Source organism: Yoonia sp. R78084, assembly GCF_044595625.1.
Taxonomy (GTDB): Bacteria; Pseudomonadota; Alphaproteobacteria; order Rhodobacterales; family Rhodobacteraceae; genus Yoonia.
On the sequence record NZ_CP138993.1, the window covers coordinates 1,689,270 to 1,706,649 of the forward strand.

The 17,380-nt window shown below is 57.7% G+C and carries 14 protein-coding genes, 3 tRNA genes and 1 pseudogene; 7 read left to right on the forward strand and 11 right to left on the reverse strand.

The window, feature by feature from the left end:
- Positions 1-2 precede the first annotated feature (2 nt).
- From SJY29_RS08630 to hemA, 4 genes are all read right to left on the reverse strand, one after another.
- Positions 3-659, reverse strand: a complete 657-nt coding sequence (locus SJY29_RS08630) for a hypothetical protein (RefSeq protein WP_400088767.1) — start codon at positions 657-659, stop codon at positions 3-5.
- Positions 660-666: 7 nt separating this feature from the next.
- The gene (gene ispG / locus SJY29_RS08635) at positions 667-1,788 is read right to left on the reverse strand and encodes a flavodoxin-dependent (E)-4-hydroxy-3-methylbut-2-enyl-diphosphate synthase (RefSeq protein WP_076658169.1); all 1,122 of its coding nucleotides are present in this window, start codon (positions 1,786-1,788) and stop codon (positions 667-669) included.
- Positions 1,789-1,865: 77 nt separating this feature from the next.
- Positions 1,866-3,062 (reverse strand): helix-turn-helix domain-containing protein, encoded by a 1,197-nt coding sequence (locus SJY29_RS08640; RefSeq protein ID WP_400088769.1) that lies wholly within the window; start codon positions 3,060-3,062, stop codon positions 1,866-1,868.
- A 116-nt stretch (positions 3,063-3,178) separates the two neighbouring features.
- Positions 3,179-4,402, reverse strand: coding sequence for a 5-aminolevulinate synthase (gene hemA / locus SJY29_RS08645; protein WP_400088771.1), 1,224 nt, complete (start codon positions 4,400-4,402; stop codon positions 3,179-3,181).
- Between the two features lie 301 nt (positions 4,403-4,703).
- Here hemA and SJY29_RS08650 point away from each other — a divergent pair, with 301 nt between their 5' ends.
- Both SJY29_RS08650 and mgrA read left to right on the forward strand, forming a co-directional pair.
- Positions 4,704-6,077 (forward strand): M20/M25/M40 family metallo-hydrolase, encoded by a 1,374-nt coding sequence (locus SJY29_RS08650; RefSeq protein WP_400088773.1) that lies wholly within the window; start codon positions 4,704-4,706, stop codon positions 6,075-6,077.
- Between the two features lie 84 nt (positions 6,078-6,161).
- Positions 6,162-7,202, forward strand: coding sequence for an L-glyceraldehyde 3-phosphate reductase (gene mgrA / locus SJY29_RS08655; RefSeq protein ID WP_400088775.1), 1,041 nt, complete (start codon positions 6,162-6,164; stop codon positions 7,200-7,202).
- 58 nt (positions 7,203-7,260) lie between these two features.
- On the opposite strand, the gene SJY29_RS08660 is transcribed toward mgrA, so the two are convergent.
- The 3 genes from SJY29_RS08660 to SJY29_RS08670 all read right to left on the reverse strand — a co-directional run bounded on the left by SJY29_RS08660 (position 7,261) and on the right by SJY29_RS08670 (position 8,707).
- Positions 7,261-7,337: transfer RNA gene (locus SJY29_RS08660), tRNA-Asp, on the reverse strand.
- A 283-nt stretch (positions 7,338-7,620) separates the two neighbouring features.
- Positions 7,621-7,697: transfer RNA gene (locus tag SJY29_RS08665), tRNA-Asp, on the reverse strand.
- 71 nt (positions 7,698-7,768) lie between these two features.
- Entirely contained in the window at positions 7,769-8,707 is a 939-nt protein-coding gene (locus SJY29_RS08670) for a pirin family protein (RefSeq protein ID WP_400088776.1), read from the reverse strand.
- Positions 8,708-9,063: 356 nt separating this feature from the next.
- On the opposite strand from SJY29_RS08670, the gene SJY29_RS08675 reads away from it, so the two are divergent.
- The 5 genes from SJY29_RS08675 (at position 9,064) to SJY29_RS08695 (ending at position 13,588) form a co-directional block, all read left to right on the forward strand.
- On the forward strand, positions 9,064-9,897 hold the full coding sequence (locus SJY29_RS08675) for a MurR/RpiR family transcriptional regulator (protein WP_400088778.1): 834 nt from the start codon (positions 9,064-9,066) through the stop codon (positions 9,895-9,897).
- Between the two features lie 220 nt (positions 9,898-10,117).
- A complete protein-coding gene (locus tag SJY29_RS08680) occupies positions 10,118-11,098 on the forward strand; it encodes a TRAP transporter substrate-binding protein (RefSeq protein ID WP_400088780.1) in 981 nt (326 codons plus the stop codon).
- A gap of 20 nt (positions 11,099-11,118) precedes the next feature.
- On the forward strand, positions 11,119-11,640 hold the full coding sequence (locus tag SJY29_RS08685) for a TRAP transporter small permease (protein WP_400088782.1): 522 nt from the start codon (positions 11,119-11,121) through the stop codon (positions 11,638-11,640).
- Positions 11,640-12,926, forward strand: a complete 1,287-nt coding sequence (locus tag SJY29_RS08690) for a TRAP transporter large permease (RefSeq protein ID WP_110279092.1) — start codon at positions 11,640-11,642, stop codon at positions 12,924-12,926. The genes SJY29_RS08685 and SJY29_RS08690 overlap by 1 nt, the downstream gene beginning before the upstream one ends.
- A complete protein-coding gene (locus tag SJY29_RS08695) occupies positions 12,926-13,588 on the forward strand; it encodes an aspartate/glutamate racemase family protein (RefSeq protein WP_400088785.1) in 663 nt (220 codons plus the stop codon). Before SJY29_RS08690 ends, SJY29_RS08695 begins: the two co-directional genes overlap by 1 nt.
- A 140-nt stretch (positions 13,589-13,728) precedes the next feature.
- Here the strand turns inward: SJY29_RS08695 and SJY29_RS08700 are convergent.
- From SJY29_RS08700 to lon, 4 genes and pseudogenes are all read right to left on the reverse strand, one after another.
- Positions 13,729-13,804, reverse strand: a tRNA-Val gene (locus SJY29_RS08700).
- Between the two features lie 41 nt (positions 13,805-13,845).
- Entirely contained in the window at positions 13,846-14,406 is a 561-nt protein-coding gene (locus tag SJY29_RS08705; RefSeq protein WP_400088787.1) for a histidine phosphatase family protein, read from the reverse strand.
- Between the two features lie 22 nt (positions 14,407-14,428).
- Positions 14,429-14,743, reverse strand: a complete 315-nt coding sequence (locus SJY29_RS08710) for an HU family DNA-binding protein (RefSeq protein ID WP_400088789.1) — start codon at positions 14,741-14,743, stop codon at positions 14,429-14,431.
- 127 nt (positions 14,744-14,870) lie between these two features.
- Positions 14,871-17,277, reverse strand: a pseudogene (lon, locus tag SJY29_RS08715) (endopeptidase La).
- Positions 17,278-17,380 lie beyond the last annotated feature (103 nt).

The window sequence follows — 17,380 nt, forward strand, 5'->3', positions numbered from 1 at the left end:
CGCTAGAAGGCCGCCGAAAGTGGCACCAGAAAATCATGTATCTGCCGCGCCTTTTGCGACACTTGCGTGCCGATCGCTGCGGGATCGGCCACGTCACTGGCCCATGTCGCATTGACGGCCAAAGTTGCATTGATCGCCATCACTGGCATCCGGCACAGCCCCGCGTCACAATAGGCCACGACAGGCGCCTGATTTGGAAAAGGCGGCTGCACCTGACAGCTGACCGCGCCGGTTGGCGCCAGTGCACAGAGGTAATCCTCTCCGCGCGTCACCGTCATATTGGGATTATAGACCGCCGCCAGATGTGCCGTTGCCGCCTCTTGCGCTTCGGCAAGGGCATCAGGCCAGAGCGCAACGCGCAAATCGCGCAGTGCAATCCCAGCCGCCGCAGGATCATAGGCAACCGAACTGACCACAGGGATCGGATTGCCGCGCCCGTCCACCGCCAGATCACGTACATCACGGCAAAGGGTCTGCGCGGTCAGCAGCAAGGGCGCACCACCAAACCCTTCGGCGCGCAGCACGATGCCGCCGCGATAGGTCACGCCATCGCCGCCTGTCAGGCCAAAATCTACAAAACGGTAAAAATCAGGGCAGGTTTGCGCAGATGCGGCAGAACTGCCAAGCAGCAAAACCAGCAAGACAGGCAGGCCGCGCAACCTGCGCCTACTCCGCCGCTGCGGCTTGCGCTTCCAGTTCAGCGGCCTTTTTCTCGACCTGTTCGACGATATGATCGACCATATCCTCGTTGGACTGCTTGTGGCTCTGCTTGCCTGCAAGATAGACCATGCCGGACCCTGCCCCGCCGCCCGTAAAGCCCACATCGGTCATCAGCGCCTCTCCGGGGCCGTTCACGACACAGCCAATAATCGACAGCGACATCGGCGTTTTGATGTGCTCAAGACGCTTTTCAAGCGCCTCGACCGTCTTGATCACATCAAATCCCTGCCGCGCACAGGACGGACAAGAGATAATGTTCACACCGCGGTGGCGCAGACCCAGAGATTTCAGGATCTCGTAACCGACCTTCACCTCTTCGACCGGATCGGCAGAAAGGCTGACACGGATCGTATCACCGATCCCCATCCAGAGCAGATTTCCCAGCCCAATCGCCGATTTGATGGTGCCAGAGGTCAGACCGCCCGCCTCGGTGATCCCCAAATGGATCGGCGCGTCGGTGGCATCGGCCAATTGCTGATAGGCCGCGGCGGCCATGAAGACATCAGAGGCTTTGCACGAAATCTTGAATTCGTGGAAATCGTTATCCTGCAGGATCTTGATGTGATCCAGCCCGCTTTCCACCATCGCATCGGGACAAGGCTCGCCGTATTTATCCAGTAAGTGCTTTTCCAGCGACCCCGCGTTAACGCCAATCCGGATGGAACAATTATGGTCCCGCGCGGCCTTGATCACCTCTTTGACGCGCTTTTCATCCCCGATATTGCCAGGATTAATGCGCAGGCACGCAGCCCCCGCCTCTGCGGCCTCGATGCCGCGCTTATAATGGAAATGAATATCGGCCACGATCGGCACGGACACTTCGCGCACAATCTCTTTCAAGGCAGCGCTTGACGCCTCATCCGGCACAGAAATACGCACGATATCGGCACCGGCATCGGCGGCGGCCTGCACCTGCGCGATGGTTGCTTTGACATCCGTGGTCAGCGTGTTCGTCATGGTTTGCACGGTAATCGGCGCATCCCCCCCGACGGGGACATTACCCACCATGATCTGGCGCGACTTGCGGCGGTAGATATTGCGCCACGGACGGATATGGTTCAGGGACATGTCAGATCGACTTTCAGATGCGTTAGCGTTGCGCCCAACCTATGTCGGCAGGCGCACATCATCAAGCGACAGTCGCGCTATTCCTCTGCGACAACCTCGGCCACATTCACGATTTCGGCCAGATCTTCATCTGCGCTCAAATCCGCTACGGCATAGGTTTGCGTCAGGTTGTCGGTGCTCAGCGCCACATTGGACGTCACCACGCCCGATGGGCCGACAGGGCCGTAGTGCACACCGTTGACCGCAAAGTACAAAGCACCACTTTCACCAACACGCAGCGTTGCGGGCTCTTCGGTCGCAGGCACAACAAAGTTTTGCCCCGGCTCCATCACGCCTTCATAAATAATTGTGCCATCGGCGGCGCGGATACGCACCCATGCGGGACGCACAGCAACAAGTTGCAGTTCCGGTACGTCAGGCTCGACCACTTGCACCGGTGGCAAGGTTTCGGTGGTCACCGTTTCTGCCAACTGCAAATCAGGTGACAAGGCGCGGTCTTCCTGCGGCAGGATTGCGCCAATGCTGTCACGCCGCAAACTGGAAATCGGCGCATCACGCGCAACCAGCACAGGCACATCCAACGCCTGAGGGCGATAAAGACGATCCAGAGACTGCGCGGAAGGCGCTTCAAATCCGGCCAAGGCATCGCTCGGCTCGATCGCATTTGTGGCACCGGCCAGCGGATCAAGATCCGAAACAACAACGGGTGTCTGCTCTACAGGTGCGAATTGCACCTTCTGGACTTCCTGCAGCACTGTCCATCCGCCAAAGCCCAGACCGCCAATCAACGCAACCAGCACCAGAACAGAGCCAATGGCGCGCGGTTCGATACCGGCCAGCATTGCATCGCCTGCCGGTATAAAAGGCGTGGCGGAAGCAGAGAAAATATCCTTGCCCAGCGGTACACCTGCAGGATCATAGGTCTTGCCCTTCAGAGAAGAGGCCTCAGCCGACATCCCGTGCGCGGTGGCAAACCCGCTTTCAGCACAAAAGCCTGCAAACGCCTGTTCGGGGTCCATGCCAAGGTAGCGTGCATAAGAGCGCACATAACCCGCAATAAAACCGGGCGTGTCAAAAGCAGAAGGGTCTGCATTCTCGATGGCTGCGATATAGGCTGCTTTGATTTTCAGCTCGCGCTGCACATCCAGAAGGCTTTTGCCCAATGTCGCACGCTCGCCACGCATCACGTCACCCAAGCGCAGGTCATAGGCGTCAAAGCCTCTTGCCTCTGCGTCCTCCGACGCGTCCGCACGCTTGAAGGTCTTCCCGATCATCGACTGTCCCGTCGCTTAATGCCCCTAAGCGCGTACCGTTCAACGAATCGAAACAAAGCCTGCGCCTATCAAGACGTTAGCACGTCACAAAGAGTTATGCACAGGTGTATATAGTGTTAACCGGCCAACTCAGCACGATTCAGCGCACAATGTGACCACAATCCATCCAAAGCGCCTACCAATGCATCCATTTCGCGCGGACCATGCACCGGCGACGGGGTGAAGCGCAAACGCTCGGTGCCACGCGGGACGGTCGGGAAATTGATCGGCTGCACGTAGATGCCAAAGTCGGACAAGAGCATATCGGACAGCTTCTTCGTATGGACCGGATCCCCGACAATCAGCGGCACGATATGGCTGCCGTGATCAATAATCGGCAGGCCCATTCCCTTCAGACGCAGCTTGAGGATTTTCGCCTGGGTCTGGTGCTGGACGCGCAGCGCCTGATCTGTCTTCAGATGGGCGACGGATGCCGCAGCACCCGCTGCAACAGCAGGCGGCAGCGATGTCGTAAAGATGAACCCCGGCGCGTAAGAGCGGATGGCGTCACACATTTTCGCGCTGGCGGCGATGTAGCCACCCATCACACCATATGCCTTGGCTAAAGTGCCGTTGATGATATCAATCCGGCCCATCAGACCATCACGCTCGGCAACGCCTGCCCCGCGCGGTCCGTACATGCCTACTGCATGCACCTCGTCGATATAGGTCAGCGCACCGAATTCATCGGCCAGATCGCAGATGTCCCTGATCGGTCCGAAATCACCATCCATCGAATAAATTGATTCAAAAGCAATCAGCTTTGGCGCATCAGGATCATCAGCCGCAAGCAGTTCGCGCAGGTGCGCTACGTCATTATGGCGGAAAATCCGCTTGGCGCCCCCGTTGCGGCGCACACCTTCGATCATCGACGCATGGTTCAAAGCGTCGGAATAGATAATCAGACCCGGAAACAACTTTGGCAAAGTGCTCAGCGTCGCATCATTCGCGATATAAGCCGAGGTAAACAGCAGCGCCGCCTCCTTGTGGTGCAGGTCGGCCAGCTCGGCCTCAAGACGCTTGTGATAAACCGTTGTGCCAGAAATATTACGTGTACCGCCCGACCCCGCGCCAGTGGCCTCGATTGCCTCGTGCATAGCGGCCAGAACGACAGGATGCTGCCCCATACCCAGATAATCATTCCCGCACCACACGGTAACTGGCGCCTCTGATCCGTCAGGCTTACGCCACGTCGCATGGGGGAATTGACCGCGTTTGCGCTCGATATCAATGAAGGTCCGGTAGCGACCCTCGGTGTGCAACCGTTCGATCGCAGTGTCCAACTTGGCGTTATAATCCACGTCTTTCGTCCTCTTTGTCGGACCAAAAGCCACTTTTTGCAGCGGTTTTTGAATCGTTCTAAGCGTCATATAGGGCACAACCGCACGGGACAAGCCGTTACAAAGTGTCACCCCCCTTTCCGTCCCTTTTTGAAGGGCACCCCCGGCGGGTTCATTGATCTGCATCAACAACTTTCCATGTCTCCTCAAACTTCGGGGTGAGCGCCAAAGGCGCGAGGGGCAGCGCCCCTTTCAGCGCCCCCATTGACGTTGCGCCGGTTTCCGACAACCCTGCGCCAAAATCCTAAATATGAGGCCCAATATGACCCTAGACCCCGTCCTTGCACGGATCGACGCAGATCTCCCCCAAGCCACAGAGCGCCTGTTTGAACTGCTGCGCATCCCCTCGATCTCGACCGACCCTGCCTTCAAGGCAGACTGTGACAGGGCCGCTGACTGGCTTGTGGCGGATCTGAAATCCATCGGTTTTGACGCCTCCAAGCGGCCGACACCCGGCCATCCGATGGTCGTCGGCCACTCCAGCGGGGACGCGCCGCACTTACTGTTCTACGGACACTATGACGTGCAACCCGTTGATCCACTTGAGCTTTGGGACAACGACCCTTTTGATCCCCGCATCGAGGAAACGCCAAAGGGCAAGGTTATCCGCGGTCGTGGTGCCGCGGACGACAAAGGCCAGCTGATGACCTTTGTCGAGGCCTGCCGTGCATGGAAAGCCGTACATGGCACCCTGCCCGCCAATATTTCGATGTTCTTTGAAGGCGAAGAAGAATCTGGCTCGCCCTCATTGACCCCTTTCATGGAAGAAAACCGCGCCGAGCTGACCGCCGATATCGCGCTGATCTCGGACACCTCGCTCTTCGACGAAAACACACCCGCGATCATGACGCAACTGCGCGGTCTCTTGGGCGAAGAGCTGACCATCACAGGCCCAAGCCGCGACCTGCATTCAGGCATGTACGGCGGGGTCGCTATGAACCCTGCCCGCGTGCTGGCGCGCATCATCGCGGCACTCCACGACGATGAGGGCCGGATCACCGTGCCCGGTTTCTATGAAGGCGTGCCCGAGCTTTCGAACGAACTCGCGGCCGCTTGGGACGACCTGAAATTCGATCACGAGAGCTTTCTGGGCGAAGTCGGTCTCTCCGAGCCTGCAGGCGAGAAAGGCCGCCGCCCGCTGGAAATGATCTGGTCACGTCCCACCTGCGAGGTGAACGGGATCTGGTCGGGCTATACCGGCGATGGCTTCAAAACCGTGCTGCCGTCCAAGGCCTCCGCAAAGATCAGCTTCCGGCTTGTCGGCACACAGGATCCCCACGAAATCCGTAAAGCCTTCCGGAAAATGGTGCAGGATATGCTGCCCGCCGATTGCAGCGTCAGCTTCAAAGACCACGGCGCGAGCAAGGCCTCGGTGATGACCACCACGCATCCGGCCTTTGCACAGGCCCGCAAGGCGCTCTCGGATGAATGGCCGAACGCGGCGGCCTTTACCGGCGGCGGCGGGTCGATCCCAATTGCGGGGCACTTCAAGGAAATCCTCGACATGGACACGATGTTGATCGGCTTTGGCAAAGACGATGACGGGCTGCATTCCCCGAACGAGAAATTCGATCTGTCGTCCTTTCACAAAGGCATCCGCAGCTGGGCACGTATCCTGCACGCGATGACAAGCTAAGACAGCGCGGGGGCATGATCCGTTTGACATGCCCCCGCATTCGCCCATGTTAGGCGCATGAGTAATACATCACGCCCCCCGTATATGAGCACATCCCCCTACCACCCGGCCGCTGACCGCTATGACAAAATGGTCTACCGCCGCTGTGGCAATTCGGGTGTGCAACTCCCCGCCATCAGCCTTGGCCTGTGGCACAACTTCGGCGAGGACACACCGCACGCCACCAAGCGCGCCATGTGCCAGACGGCGTTTGATCTGGGGATCACACATTTCGATCTGGCCAATAACTACGGCCCACCCGCAGGGTCGGCAGAAGAGGCCTTTGGCGACATCCTCAAGACCGACTTCAACGGCCACCGCGACGAACTGATCATTTCAAGCAAAGCAGGCTACGACATGTGGCCCGGCCCTTACGGCGAATGGGGATCACGCAAATACCTGATCGCATCCTGTGACCAATCGCTGCAACGGATGGGGCTGGATTACGTCGACATCTTCTACTCGCACCGCTTCGATCCCGATACTCCGCTGGAAGAGACTATGGGCGCGCTTGATCATATCGTGCGTTCAGGCCGCGCGCTTTATGCGGGCATCTCGAGCTACAATTCCCAACGCACACGCGAGGCAGTGGCGATCCTCAAAGACCTCGGCACGCCCTGCCTGATCCACCAGCCGTCCTACAACCTGCTGAACCGCTGGGTCGAGCATGACGGGCTCTTGGATACGCTGGATGATCTGGGCGTTGGCTCCATCGCCTTCACACCATTGGCACAAGGCATCCTGACGTCAAAATATCTGGGCGGCATTCCCGAAGGCAGCCGTGCGACACAAGGCAAATCGCTTCTCGACGGCATGATCAACGAAAGCTCGCTCGCGAGCGTGCGCGCGCTCAATGACATGGCACAGGCACGGGGGCAAACCCTTGCGCAAATGGCCATCGCATGGGTCCTGCGCGGCGGTCGCGTGACCACAGCACTGATCGGTGCGTCACGGCCCGAACAAATCATTGATTGCGCAGGTGCCATCGACAACCTCGACTTTACCGAGGCAGAGTTGAAACAGATCGACGAGATCAGTTCCGAGGAAGCGATCAACCTCTGGGCCCGCTCGTCGGAACTGGAATAAGCGCGCGTCAAAAAGAAGGTGGGCCATGACCCACCTTTTAAGCAGCAACTTGGGAAAATGGCGCGGTTGACGGGGCTCGAACCCGCGACCCCCGGCGTGACAGGCCGGTACTCTAACCAACTGAGCTACAACCGCGCGTAGGGGGCGGAATAGTCGCGGATGCGCGGGGCGTCAACGCCGAATCTTCATCGCAGTGTGGTTTTTCCGAAATGGTCCGACAGAATTTACATCTTGGTCAGAATTCACCGCGCGCGGTGCGTTAACCTGCACGGATGTCCGCCTTTGTGTGTACAGGTTGTGTACGGATGCTGCACGGCTTGTGTACCTGATTTTTGCCAGGAAAAAAGGTAAACGCAGTCCAAGGCCACGGTGCCGCCAAGGGCGTTGCGTCATCTTCTGATCAGTGGGGGAAAGGCAGTGGCGCGGTTGACGGGGCTCGAACCCGCGACCCCCGGCGTGACAGGCCGGTACTCTAACCAACTGAGCTACAACCGCGCATCTGCTTGTCCAGCAAGCGCTGAACGTGCGCTGCTTCTAAGTGCGCAAACCCGCCCCGTCAAGCGCCCTTAACGCTCAGGCAGCGGAATAAATTCCGTGTCATCACCGGGGGGCAATTGAAAGCGGCCATTCTGCCAATCTCCCTTGCGCCAGGCCTCTTTGGCCTCCTCAATGCGTTCCTTGCTCGACGCCACAAAGTTCCACCAGATATAACGGTCGCCTTCCATGGTCGCCCCACCAAGCAACATCACACGGGCCCCCCAAGGCCCCGCTTTCATGCTGATCCGGTCACCAGGCCGGAAGGTGACCATCTTGCCCTGATCAAACACCTGACCCGCGATTTCCACTTCTCCTTCAAGCACATAGGCCCCACGGTCTTCGTGGTTGTCCGGCAGCGGCATAGCCGCAAAAGGTTCCAGCACTGCATCGAGGTAGAACATTTCAGACGGCGTCTCGACAGGCGCGCGTTCGCCATAAGCCTCGCCCATAATCAGGCGCACCTGCTTGCCCTCACCTTCCATGAAGGGCAATTCCTCCTTGGGCGCATGGATGAAACCCGCTTCGCGATCCTCGGCCCCTTTGGGCAGCGCGATCCATGACTGGATGCCAAACATCCGCTGCGGCTTCATCCGCTGGATTCCATCAATGCGTTCCGAATGGGTGATCCCGTGACCCGCCACCATCAGGTTCACATCGCCTGCTTCGATCCACTGGTCCGTCCCCAGACTATCGCGGTGATGTATCGTCCCGCTATGCAGATAGGTGACGGTCGCCAAACCGATATGCGGATGCGGGCGCACATCAATGCCCTCGCCCGTCAGAAACTCGGCCGGACCCATCTGGTCAAAGAAAATAAAGGGCCCAACCATTTGCCGGCGAGGTGCGGGCAAAGCGCGGCGCACTTCAAACCCACCCAGATCACGGGCACGGGAGACGATGACGGTGTCGATCGCATCAATCGCGTCACCGGTCGGGTTGTGCGTATTCAAACTCGGATTCCAGCTCATCTCTGTGCTCCATTATTTATGTCTTAGCCAATTTAACATGTGCGCTGAAATATACTACGCCACTCATTTTATACGATATGTGCAAAATTGCGCAGAACTGGCCCCAACACGCTTAAAAGGGGGTGCCTAAGGGCAGGTGAAAGGCAGCTGTCAAACCCGAGCGGGAGAGACCGGCATCATATCTTAATCGCCTCTTGCTGCTCTCAGGGGTAACAGAATCCAAACTTATGCGCTGCTAGCATGTCTTGGTCATGCGTATCGCGCCTTTCCCGACAAGAGCAAATAATCCTGACTAACAACTTTAATCTGTTTACCTCGCCACCAACTCAACGCATTTTGCACATATGACCACAGATGTGACCAAGCCATTCTTGTTGCGCGTACGCGACGCCTTGCCGGAACTGCATCCGAGCGAACACAAGCTTGCTGAACTTGTGCTGGATTTCCCGGGCGAGATGGCGGGCTATACCGCAACCGAAATTGCCGAGCTTGCGAATGTATCCAACGCCACCGTGTCGCGCTTTGTACGGCGGATCGGCTATGGGTCGTTTGACGAAGCGCGCCGCGCGGTCAGGGATGAACAGCGCGCAGGAACGGCTTTGCTGCGCTTTTCGTCTGAAACCCCGCAACGCGGTGGCGCGGTTGCTGCGCATTTCGAAACAAGCCAGCAGAACCTTGAACTGACCTATGGTGCGATAGATGATGCGTTGATCGACGATCTTGCAGAGGCGCTTATCGCCGCGCCGCGGGTCTGGTTTGTCGGGTTTCGTGCGGGCCAGCCCTTTGCGCAATATCTGGGCTGGCAGACATCGCAGGTCTTGGCAAATGTCAGCGTGATGCCCAGAGCGGGGGAAACGCTGGCGGAAAGCCTTGCATCCTTGTCGCCGCAGGACGTTGTCGTGCTTATCGCCTTGCGCCGCAAACCAAAGCTCCTTGCCGCAGTGGCGGATGCGGTCGTGCACGCTGGAGCCGCCCTTGCGGTGATCGAAGACCGACCCAGCCCTGAAACCGTTGGCGCGCGGTGGCAGATGACATGCGTAACCTCTGCCGACGGTCCATTGATGAACCACGTCAGTACCATGGCCGTGTGTAATCTTGTTGCTGCGCGCACAATCGCGCTGTCCGGCGCATCAGGCCGAAGCCGGATGGCAGCCATCGAAGACGGCCACAGACGGTTTGACGAACTATAAGCCAGCGCGCCCCAGACCCTGCAGGGCGTCGCGGAACTTGTACAAAACCTGATCATTTCCAGAGAAAAGCGCAAAAACGCTGCCGCAAAATGAGGCAGCGCATGAAAACTTAGGGCAAATACAAGAAAAATTGTTTTCTTGTATGCGTTACTAAGAAAATCTTTTTCCAGACGTAATCCTCGATTCTCTTCGATCCCAACCCGTTGCAAAGGAAAAAAGCATGACTTTCTCCCGTACCCAATTATTCGCCGTGGCAAGCGCCGCATTTCTACCAGCCGTTGCCAGCGCAGAAGCTGTGATGCAGATCAATTCATCATTGCCCGAAGGCTCTTTCGCGCATGTCTTCCTGCTGGAATACGAGCAGCGACTTGAGGCCGCTGCACCCGGCGAAATCGACGTCCAGATTTTCATGTCCAACACGTTGGGCAAGGAAGAAGACGTTCTTCAAGGCCTCGGTTTCGGCACGCATCAGGCCTCTTTGTCGGCATCTGCTGTCGCGCAAATCAATACACGCACATCAATTTTTGATCTGCCCTATCTGTTCGAGGACCGCGCAGCAGTGCAAACCTTCATCGACAGCCCTGCGGGCGAGATGTTGGCTGACGGGTTCAATGGTACCGGAATGGTATTGGCCGCAATGTGGGACAACGGCTTTCGCCAGATCACCAATAACGTGCGCCCGATTGTAACGCCGGCCGACCTTGACGGTCTCAAAATCCGCACACCCACCAACCGCCAGCGCGTTGAAATGTTTAATACATTGGGTGCCAACGCCACACCACTTTCGTTTGGAGAGGTCTATTCCGCTCTGGATCAGGGCACAATTGACGGGCAGGAAAACCCCGCAAACGTTGTTGATACGGCCAAGCTCTTCGAAGTGCAGGACTATATGTCGCTGTCCAACCACGTCTATCTGCCCACGTTTCTGATGATCGGCGAACCCTTCCTTGCATCACTGGACGACGAGCTGCGCGCAACCGTGATTTCCGTAGCCCAAGAGGTAGCACCGTGGTCGTTTGCATGGGGCGAGACAACCGACGCTGAAACCATCGCAGCCCTCTCTGACCGGATCGCGATTAACGAGATTGACTTTGCCGCGTTCCAAAGTGCTGCCGCACCGCTCTATGAAAGCCCGACCTTCGTTGACGTGATCGGCGCGGATATGATCGCAGCGACCAAAACCGCTCTCGGTATCGAGTAAAGCGGGACAGGAGAGCACGCATGGACCGTTTTGACGCCTTTTTCTCGCAATTGGACCGCTGGCTTGGTGCCGTGCTGGATGTGGTTGTGATCGGTCTTGCCGGCCTTCTGCTCTTTTTATTGAACTGGGCGGTCTTCGCCCGGTTCGTTCTGAACGACAGCGTGTCATGGGGTGAGGAATTGCCAGCCCATCTCTTGGCAATGCTGACATTCATCGGCGCAGCTTACCTGACGCGGACCAATGAACATTTGGGGTTTGATGCGGTTTTGCGTGTCATGCCACCAAAGATGATGCGCGTCGTCACCGCTTTGAACCTGATCCTGATGGGGTTCTTCGGGCTGCTTCTCGCGTGGTACGGCGGGATTGCCGCAGCCAGCTTTGGCGCGCGCTCCTTGATCTCTGTTGACGCCCCGATGGCCCTGTTCCGTGGGGCAATGCCCTTTGGCGGCGCCCTGATTACTCTGTTTTGTGCGGTAAGGCTGGTCGGCATCGTGTCCGGCCGTATCGACCCTTTGGACCTTTTGCCCGAAAGTGACGCCTGATGTTTCTTGATCCCGGATGGATGATTCTCATCCTGCTTGTCACCCTGCTTATCGCAGGCCTGCCGATCGCCTTTGTGTTGGGTGTTACGGCCGCAACCATGATCATTCTCGATCCGGCGGTCATGCCGCAGATCATTGGTCTGATCCCCTTTGGTGGTGCGAACAACTATCTGCTTGTGGCTGCTCTTTTGTTCATGATCGCGGGCGAGATCATGAACCAGGGCAAGATCGCGGAGAAACTGATCGCCTTTGCTTCCTCACTCGTCGGACATATCCGGGGTGGTCTGGCGCATGTCAACATTCTGACATCGCTGTTCTTTTCCGAGATTTCGGGCACAGCGACATCGGACGCGGCCGCGATCGGATCAGTCATGATCCCGCAGATGAAAAAGCGCGGTTACCCGGTCGCATTTGCGGCGGCTGTGACTTCGACATCGGCCACAATGGCGATCATCGTGCCGCCCAGCCTGAACCTGATCCTCTATGCCTATGTCGCCAATGCGTCGATTGCCGAACTGTTTGCCGCCGGGATTGTGCCGGGACTGCTTGTCTGCGCGCTTCTGATGGGCACGGCCTATGCAATTTCCGTCAAGCGCGGCTACCCGACCGAAGGCGCGTTCTCATTCGCGCGTGTGCTTGAAACAGGTAAGGACGCCGCCCTTCCGCTCACCCTGCCGATACTTGTGCTGGCGGGCATCCTTGGCGGTGTCTTCACAGCGACAGAAGCCGGTGCCATTGCTGCCTTCTGGTCGATCGTCTTGGCGATGGGTGTTTACCGGACGGTGCGCATGGGCACTGTTGTCGATACGCTGCGTATTGCCGGCAAGCGCTCGGCGATGCTGATGTTTATCGTCGCAACGTCCACACTCTTGGGTTGGTATCTGACCAACCAGCGCATTCCGCAGGACATCGCAGAGGCCATTCTGGGTCTTTCCGACAACTACTGGGTTGTTCTGCTTGTCATCAACATCTTCTTTCTGTTGGCCGGCACAATCATTCATGGCACACCTGCAATCCTGATGCTGGTGCCCATTTTCCTGCCACTGGCAGATCAGCTGGGCATTGACCGCGTGCATTTCGGTTTGATCCTGACAATCAACCTCGGGATCGGGCAACAGACCCCACCGGTTGCCTCGGTTGTCTTGATCACCTGCGCCATCGCCAAGATTTCCATCGCCAAGATCATCCCTTCGATGCTGATGTTCATCGGGGCCATGCTGATTGCCCTGTTGCTGATCAATCTGTTTCCTGCGCTGTCTCTCTGGCTGCCATCGGTCATCCTCTGATGCGTTTGCTGATCATCAACCCAAACACCTCCAAAGGTGTAACTGACCGCATCAGAGAGGCCGCAAATGCCGCAGCAGAGCCTAACGACCATTTCACGACGATATGCCCGTCATTCGGCCCTGAACTGATTGTGACACCGCAAGATGCCGAACTGGCCAGCCGTGCTGTGGTCGAGACTGTGAAAGCCTACAACGCTCCCTGCGACGGAATTGTGCTGGCATCTTTCGGCAATACGGGCGCAGAAGAAGTCCGTGCGCTGCGGCCGGATGTCCCCGTCATCGGGATCGCCACCGCGGCTTTTGCCGTCGCAGGCGCCCTTGGCGGACCCTTCGGCATCGTGACATTTGGCCAAAGCCTTGTCCCGGGGTTGACGGACAAAGCGAAAGAGGCAGGTGTCGGGGGCCAACTGATTGGCGTTGATGCGCTCGCGATAAATGATTTCGGCGATCCCGGCACGGTGCAATGCCGATACAGGCGTGAACTTGGCCAGCTATGTTCCGAAATGCAGCAGCGTGGCGCCACGAGCATCGTGATGGGCGGCGGTCCTTTGGCAGGTCTTGCGGCCAAGATCGGCGCCTCTTGTCCTGTCCCGCTGATTGACGGCACGAGCAGCGCGATCAGTATCATACGCAGCGCGACGCTCGGCACATCGCCGCGGTGAAATCCAAAAGCAGGATGCTGCGTGTCAAAGCCGCGATCACAGGTCCAAAGGGCATGATACGATCAAATGGGTGGCCGATCAGTGTGCTATTGAAAGCCAAATCACCTTCAAGCGCGGTATCACTTTGATGTCATGAAGAATGGTGGGTGATGAGAGGCTCGAACTCCCGACATCTTCCGTGTAAAGGAAGCGCTCTACCAACTGAGCTAATCACCCGATGCGGCATCATTTAGACGAGTGTTCAGGGTAGTGCAAGCCTATTCCAAGAGGAATTGTTCGCCATCTTTGAGGTGGTAAACACAGCCCTGCCCGCCATGGCTGTTACGCTGCGCATGGGCCTTTTCGCCCACGACCAGACCACGGATCATGCTGCTGGTGATCCCATGCGTGACAAGCACCGCCGGCCCGCGCAAATCTGCCAGAAAATCAAGGCATCGCTGCTTGAGCCGCGCAAAGCCTTCGCCGTTCGGAGCGATTTCATATTGCGCCATGAACGGGTCTTTGCCCTTCGGCATGGGCAGCTCATGGCGCAGGCGCCCCGACCAATCCCCGACCCCGATTTCGCGCAAACGATCATCGGTGCGGATATGATCCGCAATCCCTGCCAGAGCAATTCCTGCCGTCTGGAACGCACGGCCCTGCGGACTGGTAAGAAACACAAAGCCCGTCAAATCGCGCGCACCGAGAATTACACCCTGCTTTGCCGCATCGCGCAGGCCTTTGTCAGTCAGGGGCGAGTTCAAATCCCCCTGCATCCGGTTTTCGGCGTTCCACGTCGTTTCGCCGTGGCGCAGGATATAGAGTTCAGGAAAGCTCATTGCGGGTAAAACGGTGCCTCGTTCACGCGTCGTCAGGATCGGACGAGGCAGCCACAGTAGCATCCTTCGGTGTCCGTAATTTCAGCGTGACAACGGCAGCACCACCATCGAGTGGTTTTGTCTTGACCACACGCAGCTTGCCCAAAGGCGGCAGGTTCACGACCTGCCCGTCGCGCAGTGCCTCGCCCAGCACGGCCAAAGCGGCCTCAACGGCGGGTTTCACATCCCGCTTCTTGAGGTGCGTGCGCGCCACCACTGCATCAAGCAGTTCCGGCTTTTTGAGCATTGCCTCATCAGTTTTCGCAGTTTCCGGCTCTTCTTTCGGCGTCCGTGCCATGTGCGTTCATCCCTTTACTAGTTGGCGGCATTACGTCCCTTGCGGCCAGCAACGTCAAGCAGATAGCACATGCAAAAGGCGCCCTTGCAAGCAAGGGCGCCTCATTGTTTTAGACGATGTTCCGAACTTAGTGCGCGCGCGCGCCTTCACCGCCGTCCTGCGCCTTGAGTGCGGCGGCGGCTGCCTCTTCCGCGGCCTCGTCCCACTCGATCGGCTCGGGCTTGCGGACCAGCGCATGTTCCAGCACCTCAGAGACATGTCTGACAGGGATGATGGTCAGCCCCTCTTTCACGTTGTCCGGGATATCGGGCAGGTCTTTGGCGTTGTCCTGCGGGATCAGCACTGTGGTGATACCCCCACGCAGCGCCGCCAGCAGTTTTTCCTTCAAACCACCGATCGGCATCGCGTTGCCGCGCAAAGACACCTCACCCGTCATGGCGATATCCTTGCGGACCGGAATACCCGTCAGCACCGACACAATCGACGTCACCATCGCCAGACCGGCACTTGGCCCGTCCTTTGGTGTCGCCCCGTCCGGCACGTGGACGTGAATGTCGATGGTATCGAATTTCGGCGGCTTCACCCCGATTTCGGGCGCGATAGAGCGCACATAGGATGACGCCGCATCAATCGATTCCTTCATCACATCGCCCAGCTTACCGGTGGTTTTCATCCGGCCTTTACCCGGCAGGCGCAGCGCTTCGATATTGAGAAGCTCGCCACCCACAGAGGTCCAAGCCAGACCCGTCACAACACCGACCTGATCGCTTTCTTCGGCAAGACCGAAGCGGTACTTTTCCACGCCGAGGAAGTCGGAAAGATTGGCAGCCGTGACTTCGATCACATCTGCTTCTTTCTTGACGATCATGGTCACAGCCTTGCGAGCGACCTTGGCCAGCTCACGTTCCATGTTCCGCACGCCGGCTTCACGGGTATAGACCCGCACCATGGCCAGCAATGCGTCATCGGAGACCGAGAATTCCTTGGCCTTCAAACCGTGGTTTTTCATGACCTTCGGCAACAGGTGCTGCTTGGCGATTTCCACCTTTTCGTCCTCGGTATAACCCGAGAGCGAAATGATCTCCATCCGGTCCAGAAGCGGCCCGGGCATGTTGTAGGAGTTCGCCGTCGTCAGGAACATCACGTTCGAAAGGTCATATTCGACCTCCAGATAGTGATCGACGAATGTGCTGTTCTGTTCAGGGTCCAACACCTCAAGCATTGCCGATGCAGGGTCACCACGGAAATCCTGACCCATCTTGTCGATCTCGTCGAGCAGGATGAGCGGGTTCGTGGTCTTCGCCTTTTTCAGCGCCTGAATGATCTTGCCGGGCATCGAGCCGATATAGGTCCGGCGGTGACCGCGGATCTTCAAATTCGTCACGCACACCACCAAGGCTGATGCGGATAAACTCGCGCCCTGTGGCCTTGGCGACCGACTTGCCCAACGACGTCTTACCCACACCCGGAGGGCCGACCAGACACATGATCGGGCCCTTTAGTTTGGCAGAGCGTTGTTGCACCGCAAGGTATTCGACAATGCGTTCCTTGACCTTCTCAAGACCGTAGTGATCCGCATCAAGGATCGCCTGCGCTTTGTGCAGGTCCTTTTTCGTGCGGGATTTGGTGCCCCATGGCACGCCCAAAATCCAGTCCAGATAGTTGCGCACAACAGTGGCTTCGGCGCTCATCGGCGACATGTTCTTGAGCTTCTTCAGCTCGGCATCCACCTTTTCGCGGGCCTCTTTGGACAGCTTGGTCTCGGCGATTTTCGCCTCAAGCTCATCCACCTCGTTTTGGCCGTCCTCACCATCGCCCAATTCTTTCTGAATGGCCTTCATTTGCTCATTCAAATAGTACTCACGCTGGGTGCGCTCCATCTGGGATTTGACGCGGGTCTTGATCTTTTTCTCGACCTGCAGCACGGACATTTCGCCCTGCATCATGCCAAAGACCTTTTCCAGCCGCTCGGACACGGAAAGCGTTTCCAAAAGCCCCTGCTTTTGTTCGACTTCAATACCCAGATGACCGGCAACAAGGTCCGCCAGTTTCGCAGGCTCGGTCGCATCGCCGACAGCGGCCATGGCCTCTTCGGGGATGTTTTTCTTGACCTTCGCATAACGCTCGAACTCGGCCGAGACATTGCGCACAAGCGCCTCGATCTCGGCAGGATCGCCATCGGTTTCAGTCAGGTATTCACATGACGCCTCAAAGAAGCTGTCGTTGGCAACAAAACCTGTGATCTTGACGCGCGCACGGCCCTCGACCAGCACCTTCACGGTACCGTCCGGCAGCTTCAGCAGCTGCAGCACATTGGCCAGAACGCCTGTCTTGTAGATGCCGTCCTCTTTGGGGTCGTCCTCACCGGGGTCGACCTGACTGGACAGCAAAATCTGCTTGTCGTCCTGCATCACCTCTTCAAGGGCGCGGACAGATTTATCACGGCCCACGAAAAGCGGCACGATCATATGTGGAAACACCACAATGTCGCGCAACGGCAGGACGGGATAGGATGAACTCAACGGTTCTTGCATGCTCTTTTCCTTTTCTCGGCAAGACGCGCCGGTCCCGCTTTAGCGGCAACATGGAGCGTCTCCTCTTGGCATCAATATGTGGGGTGAACCTTGATTGGTTTCA

Excerpts from the sequence above, each read along its gene's own strand:
- ispG (WP_076658169.1), bottom strand. The coding sequence starts at position 1,788 with ATGTCCCTGAACCATATCCGTCCGTGGCGCAATATCTACCGCCGCAAG.
- SJY29_RS08640 (WP_400088769.1), bottom strand. The coding sequence starts at position 3,062 with ATGATCGGGAAGACCTTCAAGCGTGCGGACGCGTCGGAGGACGCAGAG.
- SJY29_RS08650 (WP_400088773.1), top strand. The coding sequence starts at position 4,704 with ATGACCCTAGACCCCGTCCTTGCACGGATCGACGCAGATCTCCCCCAA.
- mgrA (WP_400088775.1), top strand. The coding sequence starts at position 6,162 with ATGAGCACATCCCCCTACCACCCGGCCGCTGACCGCTATGACAAAATG.
- SJY29_RS08670 (WP_400088776.1), bottom strand. The coding sequence starts at position 8,707 with ATGAGCTGGAATCCGAGTTTGAATACGCACAACCCGACCGGTGACGCG.
- SJY29_RS08680 (WP_400088780.1), top strand. The coding sequence starts at position 10,118 with ATGACTTTCTCCCGTACCCAATTATTCGCCGTGGCAAGCGCCGCATTT.
- SJY29_RS08685 (WP_400088782.1), top strand. The coding sequence starts at position 11,119 with ATGGACCGTTTTGACGCCTTTTTCTCGCAATTGGACCGCTGGCTTGGT.
- SJY29_RS08690 (WP_110279092.1), top strand. The coding sequence starts at position 11,640 with ATGTTTCTTGATCCCGGATGGATGATTCTCATCCTGCTTGTCACCCTG.
- SJY29_RS08695 (WP_400088785.1), top strand. The coding sequence starts at position 12,926 with ATGCGTTTGCTGATCATCAACCCAAACACCTCCAAAGGTGTAACTGAC.
- SJY29_RS08705 (WP_400088787.1), bottom strand. The coding sequence starts at position 14,406 with ATGAGCTTTCCTGAACTCTATATCCTGCGCCACGGCGAAACGACGTGG.
- SJY29_RS08710 (WP_400088789.1), bottom strand. The coding sequence starts at position 14,743 with ATGGCACGGACGCCGAAAGAAGAGCCGGAAACTGCGAAAACTGATGAG.